Genomic DNA, 24255 nt, shown 5'->3' with positions numbered 1-24255 from the left:
GGGTCACTGCACGCTGACGAGGGTGAGGTCGACGAACCAGGATTGCGGCGAGACGAAACCCTGGACCTTCTTGGACATCCCGCGGGGATTGAGGTCGTGGACGACGAACAGCCAGGGCGGATTGTCCACGAGGCGCTCGTGGGCGACCTTGGTCTGGGCGTCGATCACCTTGGCGTCGGTGGTCTCGGCGAGCGCCTTGAGGGCGGCGTCGAACGCGTCGTCCTTCCAGGTGGGGAAGTTGAAGCCGGCCGGCGGGAACCGGTCCCCCGCGAAGTAGCGCGCCATGACGGCCGGGTCCGACGAGGGCGACGAGACGTTGAGCGCCATCGCGCCCTGGAGGGTCGGCGCGTCGGGAAGCGCGCGGCCGGCATTCAGCAGCACCTGCCACTCGACCACGTTGAAGGTCAGGTCGACGTTGCAGGCCTGCTTCAGGTTCTCCTGCAGGTACTCGTTCATCGGCATCGGCAGCATCTGCCCCGAGCCGGAGGAGGAGATCATCACCTTGAGGCTCAGCGGCTTCTTGTCGGTGTAGCCGGCCTCGGCCAGCAGCGCCTTCCCCTTCGCGGCGTCGAAGGTGTAGCGGTTCTTCGGGGTGCCGAAATTCGGGTCCCGGTCGTTCAGCCACCCGCTCGCGGGCTCGGCGGTGCCGTTGAGGAGCTCCACGATCCCGGCCCGGTCGATGCAGTAGTTCAGGCCCTGCCGGACGCGGACGTCCTTCAGCGGGCTGTCCTTGGCGCCCATGTTGAAGAAGTAGGGCCAGACATGCGGGTACGAGCCCGTGGTGATGGTGAAGCCCGCCTGCTTCATCGACGGGATCGCGTCGGGCGCCGGCACCTCGATCCAGTCGACCTGGCCGGCCCGCAGGGCGGCGACGCGGGCATTCGCCTCCGGGATCGGCAGCAGCCGGACCTTGTCGACCTTGGCCATCCGGTTCGGGTCCCAGTAGCCGTCGAACCTGGCGAGATCGACCGCCTCCCGCGGGGCGACGCGGGTGATCCTAAACGGGCCGGTGCCGGCCGCCGGCAGGGCCGCGACCTTGCTCCAGTCGCGCCCGGCCTTCTCGAAGGAGGCGGGCGAGGTGAAGAGCAGGTAGACCACCATGTAGGGGAAGTAGGAGGCGACCTGGGTGGTGGTGATCTGCACAGTCGAATCGTCGACCTTCCTGTAGCTCCCGACCAGCGGCGCCCGCGCCCGGGAGATGCCCGCGCCCTGCGGCTCGAATTGCGGGCTGTCGTTCTTGAAGTAGCGGTCGAGGTTCCAGATCACCGCGTCGGCGTTGAACGGCGTCCCGTCGTGGAACTTCACGCCCTGGCGCAGGTGGAAGGTCCAGACCGTCTTGTCGTTCGGGTCCTGCTCCCAGCGCTCAGCCAGCGCCGGGACGATGCCGGCGAGCTTGGTGGTGCTCTTGAGGTCCCACTGCACCAGCCCCTCGAAGATCGGGTAGCCGAGGAAGCGCATCCCCTCGAAGCCGTTGTTGGGCATGCCCGTCGTGGTGGGAATGTCGCTCGCCGTCATGGCGATGCGCAGGACGCTCTCGGCGCTGGCCGATCCCGTCAGGGCCACGGTACCCGCCAGGGCGGCGGCAATCAGGCGGCGAGATGTCATCCGGATCCCAATCGTCGAAGTTGCGGCGCGCCGGGCGCAATTCCCGCGCCACGCTCAGGCTTAGGCCCTGCGTCCGGCGAACAGAAGATGCCGGACGTCGCCCCTTGCGCGTGGCGCCCGCTGCGCCACGATAATAAAAAATGCGAGTCGCCAGCCCGGACGGCCGGCCCCCGAAGGAGACGCCCGTGACCGACGAGACGCCGCGCGCCATGAACGGGGCCGAGAGCTTGGTCCGGACCCTCGTGGAGGGCGGGGTCGAGGTCTGCTTCACCAATCCCGGCACCTCCGAGATGCACTTCGTCGCCGCCCTCGACCGGGTCGAGGGCATGCGCTGCGTCCTGTTCCTGTTCGAGGGCGGGGCGACCGGCGCCGCCGACGGGTACGCCCGCATGGCCGACAAGCCGGCCTCGACCCTGCTCCATCTCGGGCCCGGCCTCGCCAACGGGCTGGCCAACCTCCACAACGCCAAGAAGGCGCGCACCCCCGTCGTCAACATCGTCGGTGAGCACGCCACCTACCACCGCGAGTACAACGCGCCGCTCACCTCGGACATCGAGGGGCTGGCCCACCCGATGTCCTCCTGGGTGCGGACCGGCATGAGCGCGACCGAGATCGGCTCCGACGGCGCCGCCGCCATCGCGGCCGCCCGGACCGCCCCGGGACAGGTCGCGACCCTGATCCTGCCGGCCAACACCGCCTGGGATCCCGGCGCCGGCCCCGCGCCGGTGCCGCCGATCCCCGAGCGGGCGCGGGCCGGCGACGAGGCAATCGCGGCGGCTGTTAAGGCCCTCCAGAGCGGCGAGCCGGTGCTCCTGCATCTCGGCGACCGGGCCGTGCGGGGCGAGGGCCGGGTCATCGCGGACCGGATCGCCCGCAAGACCGGCGCCCGGCTGATGGCGATGACCTCCAACGCCCGGATCGATCGCGGCGCCGGCACCGTGCCGATCGAGCGCCTCCCCTACCCGATCGACCAGGGCATCGAGGCCCTGAAGGGCTTCCGCCACATCATCCTGATCGGCGCGACGCCGCCGGTGGGCTTCTTCGCCTATCCGGGCAAGCCGAGCCTGCTGGCGCCGGAGGGCAGCACCACGATCACGCTGGCCACGCCCGAGGAGGACCAGATCGACGCCCTCGAGCGGCTCGCCGAGGCCGTCGCGGCCCCGCCGGCCGAGCCGGTCGCCGTCGGGCCGCGCCCGAAGCTCCCGACCTCCGGCCCCCTCGACCAGGACACGATCGGGCAGGTGCTCGGCGCGCTGATCCCCGAGGGCGCGGTGATCTGCGACGAGTCGATCACCACGGGCCGCAACTTCTTCGCCCTGACCCGAGACGCCGCGCCCCACACCTGGCTGCAGCTCAGCGGCGGCTCGATCGGCCTCGGCATCCCGATGGCGACCGGCGCCGCGGTGGCCTGCCCCGACCGCAAGGTCATCAACCTGCAGGCCGACGGCAGTGGGCTCTACACGGTGCAGGCGCTCTGGACCCAGGCCCGCGAGCACCTCGACGTGGTGACGCTCGTCTGGTCGAACCGCTCCTACGCGATCCTGCGGGCGGAGCTCACCAACGTCGGCGCGCTCAATCCCGGTCCGAAGGCGCTGGGCATGCTCAGCCTCGACGATCCGGCCATCGACTGGGTGAGCCTCTCCCGCGGCTTCGGCGTCGCGGGGCGGCGGGTCGAGACCCTGCCGGACTTCATCGAGGCGTTCCAGCACGCGCTGACCAGCAAGGGGCCGCACCTCATCGAAGTGGCTCTGTGAGCGGGACGGCCTACGCCCTCCCCGGCCTCGACGGGCCGGCGGAGATCCGCGTCGACCGCTGGGGGCTGGCGCATATCCGCGCCGGCACCCCGCTCGACGCGTTCCGCGCGCAGGGGTTCAACGCCGCCCGGGACCGGCTCTGGCAGCTCGACCTCTGGCGCAAGCGCGGCCTCGGCCTGCTGGCGGGGGATTTCGGACCCGGCTACCTCGCCCAGGACCGGGCCGCCCGGCTGTTCCTCTACCGCGGCGACATGGCGGCCGAGTGGGCGGCCTACGGGCCGCAGGACACGCGGGCGATCGTCACCGCCTTCGTGGCGGGGATCAACGCTTACGTCGCCCTCACCGAGGCGCGGCCCGACCTGCGCCCGCCGGAATTCGCCGTGACGGACACGCGCCCGGCGCTGTGGCAGCCGGAGGACGTGGTGCGCATCCGCAGCCACGCGCTGATCCGCAACGTCCTCTCCGAGGTCGCCCGCGCGCGGGTGCTCGCCCGGGCTCGGAGCCCGGCGGACGGGCTGGCCGTCGACGACCTGCGCAAGCGGATCAGTCCGCCGCACGACCCGGTCATCCCCGACGGGCTCGACGCCGCCGACTGGCCGGACGATCTCCTCGACGCCTTCCGGCTGACCACGGCGACGGTGGGGTTCGACCCGGACCGGATGGCGGCGACGCGCGCCGAGGCCTGGGACTGGTCCAAGGTCGACGCGCACGGAACCGTCACGCGCGGCCCCCGTGGCGCGGCGAAGGAGCCGGCCGAGGGCTCGAACAACTGGGCGGTGGCGCCGTCCCGCACCGCCACCGGGCGGCCGATCCTCGCGAGCGACCCGCACCGGGTCTACCTGCAGCCCTCGCTGCGCTACGCCGTCCACCTCACCGCGCCGGGCCTCGACGTGATCGGCGCCGGTGAGCCGGCCCTGCCCGGCATCTCCATCGGCCACAACGGCCGGGCCGCCTTCAGCCTCACCATCGCGCCGATCGATCAAGAGGACCTGTTCGTCTGCGCGACCGACCCGGCCGATCCCGACCGCTACCGCTCCGGCGACGGCTGGGAACGGATCGCGCGCGTCGCCGAGCGGATCCCGGTGCGCGGCGGCCCGGACGAGACCGTGATCCTCGGCTTCACCCGGCACGGGCCGGTCCTCCGCGAGGAGAGGGGCCGCGCCTTCGCGCTGCGGACCGTCTGGTCGGAGCCCGGCGCTGCCGCCTATCTCGGCAGCCTCGCCTATCTCGGCGCCACGACGCCCGAGGGCTTCGGCGAGGCCCTGCGCCACTGGTCGGCGCCCTCGGTGAACCAGCTCTACGCCGACGCGTCGGGGCGGATCGCGTGGTTCATGGCCGGCAAGGCGCCGGTGCGGCCCGGCCACGACGGGTTGCTGCCGGCGCCGGGCGACGGCCGCTACGACTGGGCCGGCTTCCACGATCCCGCCGCCCTGCCCCGAAGCGTCGATCCGGAAGCGGGCTGGCTCGCCACCGCCAACGAGATGAACCTGCCGCCGGACTATCCCGCGGAGGACCGGAGGGTCGGGTTCGAGTGGGCCGAGCCCTGGCGCGCCCGCCGCATCCGGGCGGTCCTCGGCGGGCAGGACCGGCACAGCCTCGCGGACTCGCGGGCGCTCCAGGGCGACGTGGTCTCCGAGCCGGCCCGGCGGCTGGCCGACCTGATGCGCGACCTGCCGGCGGCGGGCGATCCCGACGCCGCCGCGGCCCAGGCCCTGCTGGCCGCGTTCGACGGCGCGCTGCACCACGGCTCCGCGGCGGCCGCCCTCATCGAGGTGGTCTGGGTGCGGCACCTCCGCCCGGCCCTGGTCGCGGCGCTCGTGCCCGATGCCGGGACACGCCGCCTCCTCCCGCCCGGCGACACGCAGAGCCTGATCGAGCGGCTGGAGACCGATCTCGACCCGGCGACCCGCGCGTCCCTGCTCACCGACGCCCTCGGCGCCGGCCTTCGCACCTGCCGGGAGCGGATGGGCGCCGACCCTGCGGACTGGTCCTGGGGTCGCCTGCACCACGCGCTGTTCGCGCACCCGCTGACGGCCCTGGCGCCCGGATCCGGCTGGGACGTCGGCCCGCTGCCCGTGGGCGGCGCCGCGGCATCGGTCATGCACGCGGAGTACCGGACCGACACGTTCCGGCTCACCCACGGCGCCTCGTTCCGCATGGTCGTGGACGTGGGCGACTGGGACCGCTCGGTCTTCATCAACGTGCCGGGCCAGTCGGGCGACCCGGGCAGTCCGCACTACGCCGACCTGGCCCCGGTCTGGGGGCGCCAGGACTACGTGCCGATGCTCTACGGCCGCGCGGCCGTGGACGCGGCGACCGAGACGGTCATCACGCTGACCCCGAGCCCCGCCTGACCCGGCGGCCGGGACGGATTGGGACAGGACCTTGAAGATCTTCATCGCCGGCCTCGCCACCGAGACCAACACCTTCGCGCCGCTGCCCACCGGACGGTCGGCGTTCCACGCCGACTACGCCCGCCGGGACGGCAGCCGGAACCCGCCGAGCCTCAGCAATATCGGCCTCAAGGCCTGGCGCGCGCTGGCCGAGGCGGACGGGCACACCGTCGTCGAGAGCCTCTCGACCTTCGCGCAGCCCGGCGGGATCACCCTGCGGGCCGTCTACGAGGAGCTGCGCGACGCCCTGCTGGAGGATCTGGAGGCCGCGATGCCGGTCGACGCCGTGCTGCTGTTCATGCACGGGGCCATGGTGGCCGAGGGCTACGACGACTGCGAGGGCGACACCCTGGAGCGGGTCCGCGCCATCGTGGGGCCGGAGGCCACGATCGGCGTCGAGCTCGACCTCCACTGCCACCTCACCGAGACGATGCGGGCCAGCGCAGACGTCATCGTGATCTACAAGGAATACCCCCACACCGACATCGTCGACCGCGCCCGCGACCTGTACCCCCTGGTCGTCCGGACCGTGGCGAAGAACATCCGGCCGGTGATGGCCTACGCCGACTGCCGGATCGTCAACATGTGGCGCACCAGCCGCGAGCCGGTCGCAGGCTTCGTTCGCCGCATGGAGGCGCTGGAGGGGCGCGACGGCATCCTGTCGGTCTCCTTCGGGCATGGCTTCCCCTGGGGCGACGTGGCCGATGTCGGCGCCAAGATGCTGGTTGTGGCCGACGGCGATGCCGGCAAGGCGCAGGCGCTGGCCGACGAGCTGGCCGGGGCCGTCTGGGCGATGCGGGAGGAGGCGGCGAGCCACTGCGACACGATCGACGCGGCCATCGACCGGGCGCTCGCCTCCGGCGACCCGCGCCCGATGGTGCTCGCCGACTTCGCCGACAATGCCGGCGCGGGCGCACCCTCCGACAACACCGCGATCCTCGCCCGCCTCGCCGAGCGGGGCATCGCGGACGTGGCGCTCGGCCTGATCTGGGATCCCGGCGCGGTCGGCATCTGCCACGAGGCCGGCCTCGGGGCGACCTTCACCCTCCGGATCGGCGGCAAGTGCGGCGTGACCTCCGGGAACCCGGTGGACCTGCGCGTCACGGTCCGCGGCCTGTCGGACGACCACAGCCAGACCGGCCTCAGCGGCGGCCGGGCCCAACTCGGCCCCGCGGCCTGGGTGGAGGCGGACGGGATCCACGTGGTGCTGACCCACAAGCGCCAGCAGGCCTTCGCGCCCGACGCGTTCACGGGCCTCGGCCTGAGCCTCGACGACAAGCGGATCGTCGTGGTGAAGTCGATGCAGCACTTCTACGCCGCCTTCGCGCCGATCGCGAGCGAGGTCCGCTACGTCGCGGCGCCCGGCGCCGTCCCGCCGGACTACGGCGCGATCCCCTACACCAAGCGGTCCGGCCTCTACTGGCCGCGTGTCGCCGATCCGTTCGCCGAGGAGAACGCCCGATGATCCCGGACCTGTCCTTCGACGCGCGCGAGATCCTCGCGACCCTGCAGCCCTGGGTGCTGTGCGAGAGCCCTACCCACGACGCGGCGGCGGTCAATCGCATGATGGGCGTCGCCGCCCGCGACCTCGCGCTTCTCGGGGCGACCGTCGAGACGATCCCGGGCCGCATGGGCCTGAGCGACTGCGTCCGCGCCCGGTTCCCGCACCGGGACCGCGACGCGCCCGGCATCCTGGTGCTCGGCCACCTCGACACGGTGCATCCGGTCGGCACCCTCGGGAGCCTGCCGTGGCGGATCGAGGGCGACCGCGCCTACGGTCCCGGCATCCTCGACATGAAGGGCGGCAACGTCATCGCGCTCGCGGCGATCCGCGCCCTGGCGGCGGCCGGGATCGAGACGCCGCTGCCGGTGACCGTCCTGTTCACCGGCGACGAGGAGATCGGCAGCCCCTCCACCCGCGACCTGATCGAGGCGGAGGCCGCCCGCCACGCCGTCGTGCTGGTGCCCGAACCCGGCCAGCCCGAGAACGGGGTCGTCACCGGCCGCTACGCCATCGCCCGCTTCGACCTCGAGGCCCTGGGCCGCCCGAGCCACGCCGGCGCCTCGCCCCACGAGGGGCGCTCGGCGATCCGCGCGATGGCGCGCAAGATCCTCGCCATCGACGCGCTGTCGGATGCCGACTGCACCGTCTCGACCGGGATCGTCTCGGGCGGGCAGTGGGTGAACTGCGTCCCCACTGTCTGCCGCGGGCAGGCGCTCAGCATGGCCAAGCGGCAGGCCGACCTCGACCGCGGCGTCGCGCGGATGCTGGCCCTGTCGGGCGAGGAGGACGGCGTCCGCTTCACCGTGACCCGCGGCGTGACCCGGCCGGTCTGGGAGCCGGATGCCGGCTGCATGGCGCTCTACGAGCAGGCGCGTGCGCTGAGCGAGGCGCTCGGCCAGCCCCTGCCCCATCGCAGCGCCGGCGGCGGCTCGGACGGCAACTTCACCGGCGCCAACGGCATCCCGACCCTCGACGGGCTCGGACCGCTGGGCCAGGGCTACCACACCCTGGAGGAGCACGTGCTGATCGAGACCCTGCCGCAGCGGGCCCGGCTCTTCGCGGCCCTGCTCGCCAACCTCGGCGCCGCCGGCCGGCCCTGAGGCCGGCCGCACCGCGATCAGGCGCGACCCCGGCCGAGGGCCGCGACCGCCAGTGCGCCCAGCAGGCCCCCGGCCGTGCCGCCGCCGAAGAAGCCCGCCAGGGCGAGGAGCGGTCCCGACGACGCGGTCAGGAGACAGAGCAGGGTGCTTCCGAGGCACCCGCCGGTGGCGATCATCGACATGCGGCGCCTTCTGCAACCAATGGTTGTAAAAGCGGAGCAGCGACGGTTCGGTTCCGGCGGACGCGGTTCCGCCTCAGGCCGGGTCGACCGGCATGTCCGGCACGCCGCCGGCCTCGATCGCCGCGCCGGCCGCGAGGCAGAGGTCTTCCCGGTAGCGGGCGGCGACCAGCTGCACGCCGACGGGTGTCCGCCCGACGAGGCCCGTCGTCACCGTGAGCGCCGGGACGCCGATCGGCGCCAGCCCGACCTGCAGCAGGTTCGCCTCGAAGGCCCGGGCGATCCCGGCATCGCCGGTGCGGTCGAGCCCGTCCGGGAAGGGCAACTCTCCCGAGACCGGGACCAGCAGCACGGGGTTCTCGGCCAGGAACAGCGCCCAGTCCCGCGCCAGCGTCGCGCGCCGGGTCAGCGCCCGGGCGATGGCGTCGGGCGCCATCGCCTCGGCCCGCGGCCGGAAGCTCTCCAGGAGGCCGATCGCCGCCGGATCCCCTTCCCGCTCGGCCGCGGCCCGGACCGCCGCGTAGCCGTCGCCGAGCCAGAGCTGGAGCTGGAGCTCGCACGCCTCCCGGATCGGCGGGGTGTCGGCGATCTCCGTGACCGCCCACCCGGCCTCGCGCAGGCGCCGCGCGGCCTCGCGCAGGGCGGCCTCGACCTCCGGTGCGGTGGCGAGCCCCCCGGGCCGCACGCAGAGCGCGACCTCGCGCGCGACGGGCGGTCCCTCAAGCGGTGCCGGCACCCACCACGGGTCGCGCGGGTCGGGCGCCGCCATGACCTCGAGGCCGAGGCGCACGTCGGCGATGCTGCGGGCGAGCGGGCCGGAGACCGCCATCAGCTGGGGACCGATGCCGCGCTCGGGCGAGGACGCGTTCCAGGCCGGGATCCGGCCCAGGCTCGGGCGCAGCCCGTGCACCCCGCAGGCATAGGCCGGGTAGCGCACCGAGCCGGCGATGTCGGTGCCGTGCGCGATGGCGCCGATCCCGGCCGCCACCGCGGCGCCGGCGCCCCCGGAAGAGCCGCCGGGCGTCAGCGCCGGGTCGCGGGGATTCTTGGTATCGCCGTGGAGTTGGTTCGTGGTGAACCAGCGCAGCGAGAAGGCCGGGGTGTTGGTCCGCCCGAGCAGCACGGCGCCGGCCCGGCGCAGGTTGGCGACGACGGGATTGTCGTCCGTCGCCACGAGATCGCGCTGGAGGCGCAGCCCGTTCGTCGTCGCGAAGCCGCGCTGGTCGGCGTTGACCTTGACGGTGACCGGCACGCCCGCCAGCGGACCGGGGGCCTCGCCGCGCGCCCGGGCGGCGTCCACCGCGTCCGCCTGCGCCAGCACGTCCTCGGGCCGGTGCTCGACCACGGCGTTGATCCGCCCGTTGACCGCGTCGAGCCGGTCGAGGGCGTCCCGCGCCACCTCCCGGGCCGAGACCTGGCCGGAGCGGATCAGGGCCGCGAGGTCGGTCGCCGTCAGACGCCAGAGCTGCATGGGGTGTCCTTTCGCGCCCGGATGGGCGGGATCCATCCTACGATTCGCACCGCCCGGGCGGCTCCCGGCCGGCCCGCGCAGCATATTCAAAATGCAAGACGGCGGCCGCTTTTTTGCGCACCCGCGGATCGCGTGGCCGGCCAAGGCTTTGCCGCATTGCAGCAGAAGGACCTAAGCATTTCGACGTATACGACCCTTGCCACCTCTGGAACGACTGATAACCTCGCCCTCGTTCGCGCGTTCGACCGGCCAATCCAGCGAGAAGGGACGATTTCCTCAGACGAAAGCAGGCAACCTCCAGCATAAGGCAGGCTCCCATGGCAGAGGTGATTCGCGTCAGGCCGACTCACGACGGCACCTATACCGTGTATCGCGGAACACTCGCGTTGATATGCGGTCTCACCCGCCTCCAGGCCGAGCGCTACGAAGCAAGTCTCAGCCGACAGCAGCGCGCCGACCTCGCGGTCGCCGGCATCTGAACCGCATCGTTGCCGATCATTGGGCCGGCGCCGCCGTCACGACGGCCGTGCCGGCTCACGCCCTCAGGCTCCGCCCGGCGCGCCGAGGTCGAGCGTGCCGAGATCGCCCACGGTGCCCGACGCGTCGAGGCCCCGCCGACGGGCCGTGACCGAGAACCCCTGGTCCACCCGGCCGATCTCGAACAGCAGGTAGGAGGCCCGGCGCGACGCGATCGCGCCGTGACCGTCCGCGCGCGCCGAGGCGGAGGGAGCTCCGATGACCGGGACGGTCCGCCCGTCCGGCCCCGCGATCCGGGCAGTGCTGGTGACGTGATTGTGACCGTGCAGGATCAGGTCCGCGCCGGCTCGCCCGATCATCGCGGTGAACGCCGCCGCGTCCTTGAGCTCGCGCCCCGGCGAGGCGCCGCCGGGCTGCGGCGGATGGTGGATCATCACCACACGGAACGGCCGACCGGGCTCGGTGGCCAGGGCGCGGAGCAGGGTCTCGGCCGCGGCGAGCTGCGACGCGCCGAGGCGGCCGGTCGCCACGAAGGGCTTCGTCGGGATCGCGCTGGACAGGCCGACCAGGGCCAGCGGGCCGCGGCGCCGCAGGTACGGGAAGTGGCCCCAGGAGCCCGAATCGTCCCCCGTGTAGCGGCCGCAGGCGGCGAGCAGGCCTTCCAGGGAGCCGCGGACATAGGCGTCGTGGTTGCCCGGCACGAAGCTCACCGCTTCGGGGGATCCGAGGGCTTCCAGGAACGTGCGGGCGGTCTCCCACTCGCTGGGCAGGCCGATGTTGCACAGGTCGCCCGTGCAGGCGACGTGCCCGGCCTCCTGCGCCTTCAGGTCGGTGACCAGGGCCTCCAGCACGGTCATGTCGTGGCTGCGCGAGCGCCCCCGCCGCCAGTTGGCGTAGCCGGTGGCGCGCTTGCCGAGGAGCTGGCGGAGGCGCACCGGCCCGAGGGGCCCGACATGCGGATCGCTGAGATGGGCGAGGCGGAAGGTCAACGCCGGTGGTCACCCTCGACACGGGGAAAGGCGCCCCGCATCGCGGGCGCGGCGCGTCCCGTCAAGCGCTTCCGATCAGCATCCCGACCACCAGCACCAGCGCGCCGCCGAGCATGACCTGCAGGGCCGCGCGCCAGAACGGCGTCGCCATGAAGCGCGTGCGGATCGCCGCGATGACCGCGAGTTCCACGATCACCACCAGAACCGCGAGGCTCGTGGCCAGGACGAACGGGTTCGGCCAGCCGGCCGGGAGCGTGTCGGGGATCGCGTAGGGCAGCGTGTGGCCGAGGCCGCCCAGCGTGGTCATCGCCCCGCAGACCAGGCCGCGCAGCCACGGATCGCCGCGGCCGGTGACGGCGCCGTCGTCCGACAGGGCCTCGGTGAACCCCATGCTGATGCCGGCCCCGACCGAGGCCGCGAGCCCCACCAGGAAGGTCGCGCCGTTGTGACCGGTGGCGAAGGCCGCCGCGAAGATCGGCGCGAGGGTCGAGACCGAGCCGTCGATCAGGCCGGCGAGGCCGGGCTGCACGTAGCGCAGCACGAAGGCGCGGCGCGCCTCGGCGTGCAGGTCGGCGGCGCTGTCGAGGGCGGCGGCCATGCGAATCTCCTTCTTTGGATCCATTCCAATCTATAGTCTGGAATTGATCTAAACAAGGCCCGCTGCCGTGTTTTCGCCGCGCCGCGGGAGCATCCGCGGCGTCGGAACGCCCGCCGATCCCGGCGGCCTAACCGTGTGGTTGTGGACGAGGCCGATTGTCTCGTCTCCGGAGCGGGAGCTAGACCATGCGCGGTCGAATTCGATCCGGACCTGATCGGGCGGCGGCACGCCGGCCCGCCCCAAGCGTGACATGAGCCTCGGTAAGCGTCTCCTCCGCCAGCCCCCCGTGCAACGCCTCCTCGGCCGTCTCGCGGCGACCTATCTGCGGCTCGTGCGCCTCACCAACCGCTTCGAGATCCACGCGGGTGAGGCGTCCGCGGGCGCGGCGGACGGGTGGATCGACGCGCGCACGCCGCTGATCCTCGGCATGTGGCACGGCCAGCACATCATGATGCCGCTCCTGCGCCGGCCGGGCGACCGCGTGGCGACGATCATCTCGCGGAACCCGGACGGGAACATCAACACCATCGCGCTGGAGCGCTTCGGCGTCCGCGTGATGCGCGCCTCCGGCGCCCGCGGCCGCGGCCGCGCCACCGATCAGCGCGCCAAGGGCGGCGCGGAGGGCTTGCGGGCGATGCTGCGGGCGCTGAAGGCCGGCGAATCCGTGGCCTTCAGCGCCGACGTGCCGAAGGTCTCCCGCCGGTGCGATGCCGGGATTCTCACCCTCGCGCGCTTCTCCGGCCGGCCGATCGTCCCGGCGGCCGTGGTGACGAGCCGGCACCTGCGCTTCAGTTCGTGGGACCGGGCCTGCCTCGGGCTGCCCTTCGGCCGCGGCGCGATCGTGCTGGGCGACCCGATCTACGTCCCGCGGGACTGCGAGGGCGAGGCGTTCGAGACGCTCCGCCGCTTCGTCGAGGCCGAGATGAACCGGGTCCATGCCCGTGCCTACGCCCTCGTCGGGCGCGCCGACCGGGCGGCGCTCTACCGCGACCAGGTCCCCGAGATCGGGCAGGCGCCGGTGGGAGACCTCGCGTGAGGCGCCCCTCCGTGACCCTGCCGCTACAGGCCTACCGGGCCGGCCTGCGCATCGGCGAGCCGGCGCTGACGGGCCTGCTCGCGTGGCGCGCGCAGCGCGGCAAGGAGGATCCGCGCCGGCTCCCGGAGCGGCGGGGCCTGCCGGGCCGGGCCCGGCCGGTCGGGCCGCTCGCCTGGATGCACGGCGCCAGCGTCGGCGAAGCCCTGTCGCTGATCGGGCTCGTCGAGGGCATGATCGCCCGCGGCTTCTCGGTCCTCGTCACCACCGGCACGCGCGCGGCCGCCGAGCTGGTCGGCGTCCGGCTGCCTCCGGGCGCGGTGCATCAGTACATGCCCCTGGACGCGCCGCGCTGGGTCGGACGGTTCCTCGACCACTGGCAGCCGGACCTCGCGGTGATCGCCGAGTCGGAGATCTGGCCGAACACGATCCTGGCGCTCGACGAGCGCGAGATCCCGCTGATCCTGGTCAACGGGCGCATGTCGGAGCGCTCGTTCCGGGGCTGGGAGCGCTGCCCGCGCACCGCGAAGGCGCTCCTGGCGCGGATCGCGATCTGCCTCACACAGACCCAGGAGGACGGCGAGCGCTTCGCCAAGCTCGGCGCGCCGCGGGTGAGCATCGCCGGCAACCTGAAATTCGACGCCTCGGTGCCGCCGGCCGACGCGCAGCAGCTCGCCTATCTGGGATCCATGGTGGCCGGCCGGCCGGTCTGGGTCGCGGCGAGCACGCATTCCGGCGAGGAGGCCATGGTCGCCTACGCGCACGCGATGCTCAAGGCGCAGTTCCCCCAGCTCCTGACCATCATCGCCCCGCGCCACCCGGCCCGGGGGGGCGAGGCCGTCGCCTGCGCGAACGCCGTCGGCCTGCGCAGCGCGCAGCGGTCCGCCGGCGGGCGGCCCCATCCCTCGACCGAGGTCTACGTCGCCGACACGATCGGCGAGCTGGGGCTGTTCTACCGCCTCAGCCCCCTGGTGTTCCTCGGCGGTTCCCTGGTCCCGCGGGGCGGCCAAAACCCGATCGAGCCGCTGCGGATCGACTCGGCGGTGCTTCACGGGCCGCACACCGAGAATTTCGGCGTGATCTACCACGCCCTCGACCGCGCCGGCGGCGCCATGCCGGTGCGCGACGGCGTCGAGCTGGCGGCGGTCGCCGCCGAGCTCCTCGGCGACCGGGAGCGCCTCGCCGACATGGCCCGCGCCGGGCAGCGTGCCCTGGAGCCGTTCGAGGGGGCGGTGGCGCGCACGCTCGCGGTCCTCGATCCGTTCGTGGCGCAGATGAAGCTCCAGCGCCTCGATCGCGGCAGCCCCGCGCGCCCGCTCGCGCGGGCCTGATGCGACCGCCGGCCTTCTGGGCCGCGGGGCCGGATCATCCGGCCGCGCGCGCGCTGGCGCCGGTCGGCGCGGCCTACGGGGCGCTCGTGGCGCGGCGGATGGACCGCCCCGGCGCGCGGGCCGGCTGCCCGGTCCTGTGCCTGGGCAACTTCACCCTCGGCGGTGCCGGCAAGACGCCGGCCGCCCTGGCGGTCGCGGGCCTCGTCGCCGAACTCGGCGCCGCGCCGGCCTTCCTGTCGCGCGGCTACGGCGGCCGGCTCGCGGGTCCGGTGCGGGTCGATCCCGCGCACCACGCCGCCGCCGATGTCGGCGACGAGCCGCTGCTCCTCGCCCGCCTCGCGCCCGCGATCGTCGCCCGCGACCGCCCGGCCGGGGCCGCCCTGTGCCGGAGCCTCGGCGCCGACGTCGTCGTGATGGATGACGGCCTCCAGAATCCGAGCCTCGCCAAGGACCTCAGCCTCGCGGTGGTCGACGGACCCGCCGGCCTCGGCAACGGCCTGCCGTTCCCGGCGGGGCCGCTGCGCGCGCCGCTCGCCCGGCAGTGGCCGCATGTCGGCGGCCTGATCGTGATCGGCGACGGGGCCGGGGGCGAGGCGGTCGCCCGGGCGGCCGCGCGGCGCGACCTGCCCGTCCACCGGGCGCGCCTCGTCCCGGAGACGGACGACCTGGCCGGCCGCCGCTGCCTCGCCTTCGCGGGGATCGGCCGCCCGGAGAAGTTCTTCGCGACCCTGGCCGAGACGGGGGCGGTGATCGTCGGGACGCGCCCCTACCCCGACCATCATCCCTACCGGGCGCGCGAGCTGGCGGCGCTTTCCGAGGCGGCCCGGCGCCTCGACGCCGCGCTCGTCACCACCGAGAAGGACACGGTGCGCCTGCCGCCGGCCTTCGCGGCGGGCGTGCGGGTGCTGCGCGTCCGCCTCGCGCTCGACGACGCGGCCGCCCTGCGCCGGCAGATCCGCGGCGCGCTCGGCGCGCCGTGACCGTCAGGGGCGGCCGGTTTCCTTCAGCCGCGTCAGGATCGCCTCGGGGGAGACGTAGGCCTCCTGGCGGGCGGCGCTCCAGTAGCGCAGGGCGTCCAGCGGGATCGGCTCGCCGGTCACCGCGCAGCGCACGAAGCTGCCGGGCTTGACCACCCGCATGGTGCCGTCGCCGTACTCGACGACCGCCTCGCCGTTGTTCGCGCGCTCGTAACGACCCAGCACGTCCGCCTCCTGCTCGATGGTGCCTTCTACACGATCCGCGCGCGCCGCGATGCCCGCGGGGCTCAGGTCAGCATCGACGGGGTCTCATCCCGTGCCAGCATGGTCCGGGCCGTGGCCGCGTCGACATGCATCCGCTCGACCAGCGCCTCGGCGCTGGCAAACCGCTCCTCGCCGCGGATGTACCCGACGAACTCCACGGCGGTGTCCTGCCCGTAGAGATCGCCGGAGAAGTCGAACAGGTAGGTCTCCAGCAACGGTGCGCCGTCGTCGAAGGTCGGGCGGCGGCCGTAGCTCGCCACGCCGTCGCGGAACGCGCCCGAGGCCAGGCGGACCCGCACTGCGTAGATGCCGTGCGCGAGCCCGCAATCGGGCAGCATCACGTTTGCGGTGGGGAAACCCAGCTGGCGGCCGCGCTTGTCGCCGTGGCGGACTGCGCCGAGGACGAACCAGCGGTAGCCGAGCAGCGCGTTGGCGCGGGCGACATCGCCGGCCGCGAGGGCCGCGCGGATCGCGCTGGAGGAGACCGGCTCGGTCTCGCCGCCGAGGGCGACCGGCGCCACGATGTGGCAGCTCATCCCCGCCTCCCGGCAGAGGTCGGCCAGGATCGCGGGCGTGCCCTCGCGGCCGCGGCCGAAGTGGAAATCGTGTCCGACGACCACGCCGGACAGGCCCAGCGACCGCTTCAGGAAGTCGAGCACGAAGGCGCGGGCGCCGGTCTCCGCCAGAGCCCCGTCGAAGCGGCGCACGATCAGCCCGTCGAGGCCGAGATGCGCGAACACGATCTCCTTGGCGGCGAGGCCGGTCAGCCGGAACATCGGCGCGTCCGGCGTGAAGTAGGCCCGCGGGTGCGGCTCGAAGGTCAGGATCGCGGACGGCCGGCCGGCCGCGCGGGCGGCGGCGCGCACGCTGTCGACGAGCATCCGGTGCCCGAGATGGACGCCGTCGAAGTTGCCGATCGCCGCCACGGCCCCGGCCAGGGCCGGCGGGACGGGGGCGTCGGCGCGGCAGATCGTGAAGGGTCGCGCGGCCGTGTCGTCGCCTGTGGCCATCGGTTCGGGTCGAGTGCTCGGAAGGGTCGGATAGGGTCGCCTGACATGTCCGCGAGGGGCCCGACGCGGCCGGACCCTGCCGAAAGGCGCCCGGAGGGTCAAGCGAGGCGACGCCGCGCGGGCGGCCATGCGTCGCCCGCGCCGATTAACGGCTTCGCAATGCGCATGCCCTATTTGAAATGCTGTGCAGCGCAGCTAAATTGCAGCGTTAGCGAAGCGTTAATCTATCCGGGAGCCGCCGCGGCTTCCCGCCGGGCAATACGGAGCAGTTGTTCGATGGCTCTCGACCTGAGCATGCCGATCCTCGTTGTCGACGATTACCAGACGATGGTCCGCATTATTCGCAATCTACTGAAGCAGCTCGGCTTCGAGGAGGTCGACGACGCTTCCGACGGGACCGAGGCCCTCGCGCGACTGAAGGGTCGCAAGTACGGGCTGGTCATCTCCGACTGGAACATGGAGCCGATGACCGGCTACGAGCTGCTGCGTCACGTGCGCGCCGACGAAAATCTTCGCACGACGCCGTTCATCATGGTGACGGCCGAATCGAAGACCGAGAACGTGATCGCGGCCAAGAAGGCCGGCGTGAACAACTACATCGTCAAGCCCTTCAACGCGGCCACGCTGAAGTCGAAGATCGAGGCGGTCTGCGGCAGCTGACCGGTCTCCCGTCTTCGACCACCGCGCGTCCGGACGGATCGCTCCCGCGCCGCCGGACGCCGAGACGTGGCGTGGCCGGCGAGGACGGCCACAGATCCGAGGAGGAGAGCATGTCGTCAGCCGCCGCACGGCAGACCGATCTGCGGCTTCGCGAGCCGCAGACCGTGATCTCCGAGCTGATCGAGATCGCGGATTACATCGCCCATCTCCGCGAGGAGATCGGGGCGCTGCGCGCGAACGAGATGAGTCGCGACCGGATCCCCATGGCGCACGAGGAGCTCGGCAGCGTCGTGGAGGCGACCGCCGGCGCCACCAACACCATCATGGAGGCTGCCGAGGCGATGCTCGGCCTGCCCGACGGGCCGGGCTACCGCGACGCGGTCGAGGAGCGCATCAACACGATCTTCGAGGCCTGCGCGTTCCAGGACATCACCGGTCAGCGGATCGCCAAGGTGGTCGAGTCGCTGCGCCTGTTCGAGCAGCGCCTCGCCCGCTTCGTCGGCGCCGTGAAGGCCCGCGACGCGGCCTCCATGGATCCCGCCGAGCGTGCCCGGCGGACCCGGGCCGAGGACCTCATGCTGAACGGCCCGCAGGCCGTGGACGCCACGCCCTCCCAGGACGACATCGACGCGCTGTTCGCCTGACGCGATCCGGGCGGGCGCGGGACCGGTTGTCTGAGGAAGGATCGCCGGCGCGACGGTCGACTCGGCGCCGGCCTGCCGGCTAGATCGCCTTCCGGACCCGCCGCGTGCGGGGCGGGCGGAGGCCGCGGCAGAGATGACGGCGCAGTTCTGGTCCGAGCTGACCACCGAAGACTTCACCCAACGGGACATGGGTCGCGCGGTCGCCGTGCTGCCGGTGGCCGCCGTCGAGCAGCACGGTCCCCACCTCCCCCTCGCGACCGACACCGTGATCGCCGAGGGCTACCTCGCCCGGGTGCGCGACGGCGTGCCGGCGGATCTCGACGTGCTGCTGCTGCCGGTCCAGCCGGTGGGCAAGTCCGACGAGCACGACGCGTTTCCCGGCACGCTCTCCCTGGAGACCGGGACGGCGCTGGCCGCCTGGACGGGCATCGGCGCGGCCGTCCACCGCGCCGGCTGCCGCAAGCTGGTGATCGTCACGAGCCACGGCGGTAACAGCGCGCTCATCGATCTCGTGGCGGGCGAGCTGCGCGCCCGGTTCGGCATGGTCGCGGTCACGACATCCTGGGCGCGGCTCGGCTATCCCGAGGGTCTGTTCCCGGCGGACGAGATCGCCCACGGCATCCACGCCGGCGGCATCGAGACGGCGCTGATGCTGGCCCTGCGGCCGGACCTCGTCCGGACCGACCGGGTCGCGGATTTCCCGCCGCGCACGCTGTCGATGATCCGCGACTTCACCCACCTGCGCGCCGGCCGCCCCGCCGCCTTCGCGTGGAAGGCCGGCGATCTCCAGGCTTCGGGCGCCATGGGCGACGCGCGGCTCGGCACGGCCGAGGCGGGCCGCGCGGCGCTCGACCACGGCGCCCGGGCCTTCGTCGCCCTGCTGCGCGACGTCGACGCCTTCGAACTCGCGCCGCCGGTGTAACCGCCGCCGCGCCGCCGCCGAAGGAGCCGGTACGCCGGGTCCGAACCGCCGGCGTGCGGGAGTTCCGGCCATGCGCCCTGCCCTCTTGATCGCCGCCGCCCTGCTGTGCGGCAGCCTCTACCCGGCCGACGCGGCGGAGCGCCCCGTCGTCGTCGAGCTGTTCACCTCGCAGAGCTGCTCCTCCTGCCCGCCCGCGGAGGCGCTGATCGGCCGCCTCGCCCACGAGCCGGCGGGGGCGCAGGGCGATGTCCTGCCGCTCGCGTTCCACGTCACCTACTGGAACCATCTCGACTGGCGCGATCGCTACGCCCTGCCGGCCGCCACCGCCCGCCAGGAGGCCTACGCGGCCCGTCTCGGCGGACCCACCTACACGCCGCAGGCGGTGATCGACGGGCAGGTCGGGCTGGTCGGCTCCGACGAGGCCGGCCTGCGCGCCGCGATCGCGCGCGCCCGGCAGGCCGGGCCCGGCATTCCCGTGACGCTGGCCCGCGACGGCGAGCAGGTCGTCGCGCAGATCGGTGCCGGGGCCGGCGGCGCCGCGGGCCGCGTCCTCCTGATCGGGTACGATCCGAGCCACACCACCCGCGTGCTGCGCGGCGAGAATGCCGGGCGCACCATCGAGCAGGCCAACATCGTCCGGTCGGTGCGCGACCTCGGGCGCTGGTCCGGCTCCGCCGCGACCTTCGCGTCGGCGCGTCCCGAGGGCGAGACGGCGGCCCTGCTGCTCCAGTCCGAGGACGGGCGGATCCTGGGCGCCGCGCGACTCGCCGCGTCTCCCGCAACGTCGCACGCCGCGACGGTCCGGGAGGCCGTGCGATGATCCTCGCCGTCCCGGGCGGGATGCCCGCGCGCGGCTGGGTGCTGGCGTCGGGATCGGACCGTGGGTTAGACACGCCGCGTGCCGGGGGACGGAACGACGGCGGAGCCCGGATGGCGCTCGAACAGGAACTGGCCACCCTGATGGCGGCGGCCCAGAGCGGCGACGCGGCCGCCTATCGCGCGCTGCTGAAGGCCTGTCTGCCCGTGGTCTCGGCGATCGCGCGTGCGCAGGGCGTGCGCGGCGAGGCGGTGGACGACGTCGTGCAGGACGCGCTGATGACCGTCCACCGGGCTCGGGCGAGCTACGATCCGGCCCGGCCGTTTCTGCCCTGGCTGCGCGCCATCACCCAGCGGCGGGCGATCGACCGGCTGCGCCGCGCCGGGCGGCGCCCGCGGGAGGTCAACGACCCGCTGGCCTACGAGGCGGAGGTCGATCCGGGGCCGGCCCCCGGCCACGGGCTGGAGGCGCGGGACCGGGCCGCCGCCCTGGCCAGGGCGGTGGCGGCCCTGCCCGACGGCCAGCGGCAGGCGGTCGAGCACCTGGGCCTGCGCGAGCTGTCGCTCGACGAGACCGCCGCCCTCACCGGCCGCAGCAAGGGGGCCCTCAAGGTGAACCTGCACCGGGCGCTGAAGGCGCTCCGGGCCAGCCTGACGCAGGAGCGGGAGTGATGCCCGGAGAGGGGAGCAACTGGGCCGGCGGCGACCTGTCCCGCCACGAGCGGCTGGTCGAGGAACTCGCGGTCGGGCTCGAACCCGTGCGGCCGCTGCCGGCCCCGGAGGCCCGCGCGGCCCTCTGGCTCGGCGTGACGCTTCTGATCGGCGTGGTCCTCGCCGCCTGGGTCGGGACCGGCGGCTTCATGCTGCGCATGCATGTGCCGGATCTGGCCCTCGCGGCGGTGGGCGCCGTACTGACGGCGATCACGGCCGCCTACGCGGCCTTCGCCACCAGCGTGCCGGGACGGTCCGGCCGCTGGGCGCTGCTGCCGCTGCCGCCCCTCGCCCTCTGGGTCGGGGCGAGCGGCCTGGGCTGCCTGCGCGACTGGATCGCGCCGGGGGCCGACCTGCCCGGCGAGCACGCGATCACGGGCTGCTTCAGCTTCCTGATCTGCGTCTCGGTGCCGCTGTCCCTGCTGATCGTCGTGATGCTGCGGCGCGCCTGCCCGCTGCGGCCGAACCTCACGGCCGCCCTCGGGGGGCTGGCGGTGGCGGCGGCGGCGGCGGCGCTGCTGATGCCGGTCCACCCGCACGACGCCACCGCCACGGACCTGCTGTTCCACGCGGCGGCGGTCGCCATCGTGATCGCGGCGAACGGATTGGCCGGAGGCCGGCTGCTCGGCCGGCACGCCGGGGCCGGCTAGGGCGTACCGACCGAGGCTCGCGAACTCGGCCGATCGCTCGAGGGGACGTCCGGTGCGGTCGCTTCACACCGCGCCGGGATCGAGGCCCGGCCAAGCCACGATCCGGTCCGGCAACTCGTCCTCCGAGAATTCCTCCTCGTTGCCGGCGAGCCGGCCGCGGACCGAGATGCCCGCCTCGTGCACGCTCGCGGCCCGGCCGGAGACCAGGGGGTGCCACGGGTAGAGCGGCTGCCCGTCGCGCACGAGCCGGTACGCGCAGGTCGGCGGCAGCCAGGCGATCGACCGCACCGCCTCCGGCGTCAGGCGCACGCAGTCGGGCACCCGCTTCTGCCGCCGCGCGTAGTCGCGACACCGGCAGGTGAGGCCGTCGAGCAGGGTGCACCCGATATCGGTGTGGTGGACCTCGCCGGTATCCTCGTCCTCGAGCTTCATCAGGCAGCACCGGCCGCAGCCGTCGCACAGGCTCTCCCACTCGGACGGGGTCATGGCTTCGAGCGTCTTGGTCCGCCAGAACGGCTCGACCGCCCCGCGGCGCGGCGCCTCGGGCTTGGGCATCGGGAAAGTCTCTCGGATGGGAAGCCGCCTCTCTGCCCGAGGCGCCGCGCCGCTGCAAGCGTGGCAGCCGAGTGTCGCCGACGGCCGCCCTGCGATTGCCATGCGACCGGATCGCCCCGTCGTGCGTTACGGCCAAGCTCGTCCGCGGCGAATCACGAGACTGCGCAGAGCCTCGCCGCCGGTTCCGGATCCTGCTATGGAAGTCGGATGCCGTGCGGTGGCGCCGGCGCAGGGTTCGTGTCCGCGGCGCGGGCGCCCGACCATCCGCCGCCAGGATCCGCCGCAGAGGCGCTCGACAAGCCGGGTTCGACATCGTGCGCCTGCCGACGTTCACCGAGATCAAGGTCCGCCTCGAACGCGCCGCCCTCGCCTTCGACGCCTGGGTCAACGCGAGCCTGTACGACGGCGGCCAGTCGACGGGTCAGGCTTATGAGCGCTTCCACCGCGTCATGAGCCGCTTCGCGGTGCGCGGCTGGAAGCGCGTCGCCCTCGACCTGACGAGCGAGGGAGTGACGATCGGGACCGGCGGTGCCATCCTGATGCTCGCGCTGGCGCAGCCCGCCTTCCAGCTCACCAGCGAGAACTGGCTGAAGCAGCAGGATCTGGCCGTCACCTTCCTCGACCGCTACGGCACCGAGGTCGGGCGGCGCGGCATCAAGCACGACGACTCGCTGAAGCTCGACGACTTTCCCGACATCATGATCAAGGCGCTGGTCTCCACCGAGGACCGGCGCTTCTACGAGCACTGGGGCATCGACCCGATCGGCACGCTGCGGGCGCTGGTGAACAATTCCCGCGGCGGCAGCGGGACGCAGGGCGGGTCCTCGATCACCCAGCAGCTCGCCAAGAACCTGTTCCTGACGAACGAGCGCTCGCTGGAGCGGAAGGTCAACGAGGCCTTCCTGGCCCTGTGGCTCGAGAGCCATCTCACCAAGAACGAGATCCTGAAGCTCTACCTCGACCGCGCCTACATGGGCGGCGGCACCTTCGGCGCGGTGGCGGCGGCGGACTACTACTTCGGGAAGCCGCTCAAGGACATCAGCCTCGCCGAGGCCGCCATGCTGGCGGGCCTGTTCAAGGCGCCGACCAAGTACGCCCCGCACGTCAACCTGCCGGCGGCCCGCGCCCGGGCGGCGGACGTGCTGCACAACATGGTGGAGGCGGGCTTCGTCACCGAGGGCCAGATCCAGACGGCGCTCCGCAACCCGGCGACGCCGGTGACCCGCACCCGCGACATCACCGCCGACTACTACCTCGACTGGGCCTTCGGCGAGATCAAGGCGATGGCCGACGCGGGCAAGCTGCGCAACGACCGCGTGCTGACCGTGAAGACGCCGCTGGACCTCGCGATCCAGAAGCGGGCCGACGAGGCGGTGGCCGACATCCTGCGCAAATCCGGCGACGCCTACGACGTGGACGAGGCCGCCATGGTGATCCTCGATCCCGACGGGGCGCTGCGCGCCATGGTGGGCGGCGCGGATTACGGCGAGAGCCAGTTCAACCGCGCCACCGACGCGCTGCGCCAGCCCGGCTCCTCGTTCAAGCCCTACGTCTACTCGGCCGCGCTCGCCTCCGGGCTGTTCAAGCCCGACACGACGGTGGTCGACAGCCCCGTCTGCATCGGCAACTGGTGCCCGCAGAATTACGGCCGGTCCTATGCCGGACGGGTGCCGATGTGGCTCGCGGTGGCGAAGTCGATCAACACGATCCCGATCAAGATCTCGATCTCGCTGGGCAAGGCCATGGGCATCTCCCACGAGGCCAAGGCCGCCAAGGCGGGCCGCGCGAAGATCACGGAACTCGCCCACAAGATGGGCATCACCTCGAACCTGATCGATACGGTCTCGATGCCGATCGGCTCGGACGAGGTGACGGTCATCGACCAGGCGGCGGGCTACGCGGTGTTCGCCAACGGCGGCTTCCGCGCCAAGCCCTACGCGGCCATCGAGGTGAAGAACTCGTCCGGCGAGGTGATCTACCGCCACGCCGACGAGGCGCCCGAGCGGGTTCTCTCGCCCCAGGTCGTGGCGGACATGAATTTCATGCTCAACAAGGTGGTCGAGGAGGGCACCGGCAAGCGGGCCCAGCTCGAGGGCGTGAAGGTGGCGGGCAAGTCCGGCACGACGAACGCCTACCGGGACGCGTGGTTCGTCGGCTACACCGGCAATTACGTCGGCGCCGTCTGGTTCGGCAACGACGACCACACCTCGACCAACAAGCTCACCGGCGGCTCCCTCCCGGCCCAGCTCTGGCACGACGTCATGGAGCCGGCCCACCAGGGCATCGAGATCAAGGGCCTGCCCGGCCTGAAGGAGAGCCCGCGCGCCGCCCAGCAGCAGGCCTCCGGCGGCCCGACCGCGCCGACCGATCCCAATGCCAGCGCCTACGGCAAGCTCTCGCGCCGCTCCTTCGAGGTGATCAGCGGCCTCAACGGCCTGTTCCGCACCGTCGAACGCGCGCCCGGCTCGGCCGCGGACGCGCCTGCCGGCGCCGGAAGCGCGCCGAAGACCGGCCGGAAGCCCGGCGACCGGGCGGCGGCGCCGCCGTTGGGTCAGCTGCGCGAGGTCGCCGAGGGCGCCCGCCCGGTCGGCGGCTTCACCGAGGTGCGGTGA

General features: G+C 73.3%; 22 protein-coding genes and 1 pseudogene. 15 read left to right on the top strand and 8 right to left on the bottom strand.

Annotated elements, in window-relative coordinates; all coding sequences use genetic code 11:
- Positions 1-3 precede the first annotated feature (3 nt).
- Positions 4-1605, bottom strand: a complete 1602-nt coding sequence (locus ABIC30_RS18030) for an ABC transporter substrate-binding protein (protein WP_354455878.1) — start codon at positions 1603-1605, stop codon at positions 4-6.
- Positions 1606-1814: 209 nt separating this feature from the next.
- On the opposite strand from ABIC30_RS18030, the gene ABIC30_RS18025 reads away from it, so the two are divergent.
- From ABIC30_RS18025 to ABIC30_RS18010, 4 genes are read left to right on the top strand one after another with little or no spacing between them, the layout of a single operon-like run.
- On the top strand, positions 1815-3359 hold the full coding sequence (locus ABIC30_RS18025; protein ID WP_354455899.1) for an acetolactate synthase large subunit: 1545 nt from the start codon (positions 1815-1817) through the stop codon (positions 3357-3359).
- Positions 3356-5713, top strand: coding sequence for a penicillin acylase family protein (locus ABIC30_RS18020; protein WP_354455877.1), 2358 nt, complete (start codon positions 3356-3358; stop codon positions 5711-5713). Before ABIC30_RS18025 ends, ABIC30_RS18020 begins: the two co-directional genes overlap by 4 nt.
- 31 nt (positions 5714-5744) lie before the next feature.
- Positions 5745-7217 carry a M81 family metallopeptidase gene (locus ABIC30_RS18015; protein ID WP_354455876.1) on the top strand — a complete coding sequence of 491 codons (1473 nt, stop codon included), beginning with the start codon at positions 5745-5747 and terminating at the stop codon, positions 7215-7217.
- Complete coding sequence (locus ABIC30_RS18010) at positions 7214-8356, top strand: M20/M25/M40 family metallo-hydrolase (RefSeq protein WP_354455875.1); 1143 nt, start codon at positions 7214-7216, stop codon at positions 8354-8356. The genes ABIC30_RS18015 and ABIC30_RS18010 overlap by 4 nt, the downstream gene beginning before the upstream one ends.
- 17 nt (positions 8357-8373) lie before the next feature.
- On the opposite strand, the gene ABIC30_RS18005 is transcribed toward ABIC30_RS18010, so the two are convergent.
- Both ABIC30_RS18005 and ABIC30_RS18000 read right to left on the bottom strand, forming a co-directional pair.
- A complete protein-coding gene (locus ABIC30_RS18005; RefSeq protein ID WP_165923085.1) occupies positions 8374-8538 on the bottom strand; it encodes a hypothetical protein in 165 nt (54 codons plus the stop codon).
- A 73-nt stretch (positions 8539-8611) separates the two neighbouring features.
- Positions 8612-10006, bottom strand: a complete 1395-nt coding sequence (locus tag ABIC30_RS18000) for an amidase family protein (RefSeq protein ID WP_354455874.1) — start codon at positions 10004-10006, stop codon at positions 8612-8614.
- Between the two features lie 317 nt (positions 10007-10323).
- Here ABIC30_RS18000 and ABIC30_RS17995 point away from each other — a divergent pair, with 317 nt between their 5' ends.
- Positions 10324-10485: a hypothetical protein gene (locus ABIC30_RS17995; protein WP_012317896.1), complete on the top strand. Its 162-nt coding sequence runs from the start codon at positions 10324-10326 to the stop codon at positions 10483-10485.
- A 63-nt stretch (positions 10486-10548) separates the two neighbouring features.
- Here ABIC30_RS17995 and ABIC30_RS17990 read toward each other — a convergent pair whose 3' ends face one another.
- Both ABIC30_RS17990 and ABIC30_RS17985 read right to left on the bottom strand, forming a co-directional pair.
- A complete protein-coding gene (locus ABIC30_RS17990; protein WP_354455873.1) occupies positions 10549-11472 on the bottom strand; it encodes a metallophosphoesterase family protein in 924 nt (307 codons plus the stop codon).
- Positions 11473-11533: 61 nt separating this feature from the next.
- Positions 11534-12025, bottom strand: a pseudogene (locus tag ABIC30_RS17985) (VIT1/CCC1 transporter family protein); the annotation flags it as partial.
- Between the two features lie 295 nt (positions 12026-12320).
- Between ABIC30_RS17985 and ABIC30_RS17980 the strand changes: the two are divergent.
- From ABIC30_RS17980 to lpxK, 3 genes are read left to right on the top strand one after another with little or no spacing between them, the layout of a single operon-like run.
- Positions 12321-13106 (top strand): lysophospholipid acyltransferase family protein, encoded by a 786-nt coding sequence (locus ABIC30_RS17980; RefSeq protein WP_354455872.1) that lies wholly within the window; start codon positions 12321-12323, stop codon positions 13104-13106.
- A complete protein-coding gene (locus ABIC30_RS17975; RefSeq protein ID WP_354455871.1) occupies positions 13103-14434 on the top strand; it encodes a 3-deoxy-D-manno-octulosonic acid transferase in 1332 nt (443 codons plus the stop codon). Before ABIC30_RS17980 ends, ABIC30_RS17975 begins: the two co-directional genes overlap by 4 nt.
- On the top strand, positions 14434-15414 hold the full coding sequence (gene lpxK, locus ABIC30_RS17970) for a tetraacyldisaccharide 4'-kinase (RefSeq protein WP_354455870.1): 981 nt from the start codon (positions 14434-14436) through the stop codon (positions 15412-15414). Before ABIC30_RS17975 ends, lpxK begins: the two co-directional genes overlap by 1 nt.
- Positions 15415-15417: 3 nt before the next feature.
- On the opposite strand, the gene ABIC30_RS17965 is transcribed toward lpxK, so the two are convergent.
- Both ABIC30_RS17965 and ABIC30_RS17960 read right to left on the bottom strand, forming a co-directional pair.
- Positions 15418-15636, bottom strand: coding sequence for a DUF2093 domain-containing protein (locus ABIC30_RS17965; RefSeq protein WP_331326277.1), 219 nt, complete (start codon positions 15634-15636; stop codon positions 15418-15420).
- A gap of 62 nt (positions 15637-15698) precedes the next feature.
- Positions 15699-16685: a bifunctional riboflavin kinase/FAD synthetase gene (locus ABIC30_RS17960; RefSeq protein WP_354455869.1), complete on the bottom strand. Its 987-nt coding sequence runs from the start codon at positions 16683-16685 to the stop codon at positions 15699-15701.
- Positions 16686-16961: 276 nt separating this feature from the next.
- On the opposite strand from ABIC30_RS17960, the gene ABIC30_RS17955 reads away from it, so the two are divergent.
- The 6 genes from ABIC30_RS17955 (at position 16962) to ABIC30_RS17930 (ending at position 21088) form a co-directional block, all read left to right on the top strand.
- Positions 16962-17345, top strand: coding sequence for a response regulator (locus ABIC30_RS17955; protein WP_012317888.1), 384 nt, complete (start codon positions 16962-16964; stop codon positions 17343-17345).
- 110 nt (positions 17346-17455) lie between these two features.
- Entirely contained in the window at positions 17456-17989 is a 534-nt protein-coding gene (locus ABIC30_RS17950) for a protein phosphatase CheZ (protein WP_020093693.1), read from the top strand.
- Between the two features lie 133 nt (positions 17990-18122).
- Positions 18123-18911: a creatininase family protein gene (locus ABIC30_RS17945; protein ID WP_354455868.1), complete on the top strand. Its 789-nt coding sequence runs from the start codon at positions 18123-18125 to the stop codon at positions 18909-18911.
- Between the two features lie 70 nt (positions 18912-18981).
- Positions 18982-19731 carry a DUF1223 domain-containing protein gene (locus ABIC30_RS17940; protein ID WP_132366848.1) on the top strand — a complete coding sequence of 250 codons (750 nt, stop codon included), beginning with the start codon at positions 18982-18984 and terminating at the stop codon, positions 19729-19731.
- Positions 19732-19841: 110 nt separating this feature from the next.
- Positions 19842-20399: a sigma-70 family RNA polymerase sigma factor gene (locus tag ABIC30_RS17935; RefSeq protein ID WP_354455867.1), complete on the top strand. Its 558-nt coding sequence runs from the start codon at positions 19842-19844 to the stop codon at positions 20397-20399.
- A complete protein-coding gene (locus ABIC30_RS17930; RefSeq protein WP_354455866.1) occupies positions 20399-21088 on the top strand; it encodes an NrsF family protein in 690 nt (229 codons plus the stop codon). Before ABIC30_RS17935 ends, ABIC30_RS17930 begins: the two co-directional genes overlap by 1 nt.
- Before the next feature lie 63 nt (positions 21089-21151).
- On the opposite strand, the gene ABIC30_RS17925 is transcribed toward ABIC30_RS17930, so the two are convergent.
- A complete protein-coding gene (locus ABIC30_RS17925; RefSeq protein WP_020093688.1) occupies positions 21152-21643 on the bottom strand; it encodes a YcgN family cysteine cluster protein in 492 nt (163 codons plus the stop codon).
- A 314-nt stretch (positions 21644-21957) separates the two neighbouring features.
- On the opposite strand from ABIC30_RS17925, the gene ABIC30_RS17920 reads away from it, so the two are divergent.
- Positions 21958-24255: a transglycosylase domain-containing protein gene (locus tag ABIC30_RS17920; protein WP_354455865.1), complete on the top strand. Its 2298-nt coding sequence runs from the start codon at positions 21958-21960 to the stop codon at positions 24253-24255.

Origin of the sequence: Methylobacterium sp. 1030, assembly GCF_040544715.1 — a bacterium.
Taxonomy (GTDB): Bacteria; Pseudomonadota; Alphaproteobacteria; order Rhizobiales; family Beijerinckiaceae; genus Methylobacterium.
This window is presented reverse-complemented; position numbering and strand designations above follow the sequence as displayed.

Excerpts from the sequence above, each read along its gene's own strand:
- ABIC30_RS17955 (WP_012317888.1), top strand. The coding sequence starts at position 16,962 with ATGGCTCTCGACCTGAGCATGCCGATCCTCGTTGTCGACGATTACCAG.
- ABIC30_RS17930 (WP_354455866.1), top strand. The coding sequence starts at position 20,399 with ATGCCCGGAGAGGGGAGCAACTGGGCCGGCGGCGACCTGTCCCGCCAC.
- ABIC30_RS18030 (WP_354455878.1), bottom strand. The coding sequence starts at position 1,605 with ATGACATCTCGCCGCCTGATTGCCGCCGCCCTGGCGGGTACCGTGGCC.
- ABIC30_RS18000 (WP_354455874.1), bottom strand. The coding sequence starts at position 10,006 with ATGCAGCTCTGGCGTCTGACGGCGACCGACCTCGCGGCCCTGATCCGC.
- ABIC30_RS18005 (WP_165923085.1), bottom strand. The coding sequence starts at position 8,538 with ATGTCGATGATCGCCACCGGCGGGTGCCTCGGAAGCACCCTGCTCTGT.
- ABIC30_RS17950 (WP_020093693.1), top strand. The coding sequence starts at position 17,456 with ATGTCGTCAGCCGCCGCACGGCAGACCGATCTGCGGCTTCGCGAGCCG.
- lpxK (WP_354455870.1), top strand. The coding sequence starts at position 14,434 with ATGCGACCGCCGGCCTTCTGGGCCGCGGGGCCGGATCATCCGGCCGCG.
- ABIC30_RS17960 (WP_354455869.1), bottom strand. The coding sequence starts at position 16,685 with ATGGCCACAGGCGACGACACGGCCGCGCGACCCTTCACGATCTGCCGC.
- ABIC30_RS17940 (WP_132366848.1), top strand. The coding sequence starts at position 18,982 with ATGCGCCCTGCCCTCTTGATCGCCGCCGCCCTGCTGTGCGGCAGCCTC.
- ABIC30_RS17945 (WP_354455868.1), top strand. The coding sequence starts at position 18,123 with ATGACGGCGCAGTTCTGGTCCGAGCTGACCACCGAAGACTTCACCCAA.
- ABIC30_RS17980 (WP_354455872.1), top strand. The coding sequence starts at position 12,321 with ATGAGCCTCGGTAAGCGTCTCCTCCGCCAGCCCCCCGTGCAACGCCTC.
- ABIC30_RS17995 (WP_012317896.1), top strand. The coding sequence starts at position 10,324 with ATGGCAGAGGTGATTCGCGTCAGGCCGACTCACGACGGCACCTATACC.
- ABIC30_RS17925 (WP_020093688.1), bottom strand. The coding sequence starts at position 21,643 with ATGCCCAAGCCCGAGGCGCCGCGCCGCGGGGCGGTCGAGCCGTTCTGG.
- ABIC30_RS18025 (WP_354455899.1), top strand. The coding sequence starts at position 1,815 with ATGAACGGGGCCGAGAGCTTGGTCCGGACCCTCGTGGAGGGCGGGGTC.
- ABIC30_RS17935 (WP_354455867.1), top strand. The coding sequence starts at position 19,842 with ATGGCGCTCGAACAGGAACTGGCCACCCTGATGGCGGCGGCCCAGAGC.
- ABIC30_RS18010 (WP_354455875.1), top strand. The coding sequence starts at position 7,214 with ATGATCCCGGACCTGTCCTTCGACGCGCGCGAGATCCTCGCGACCCTG.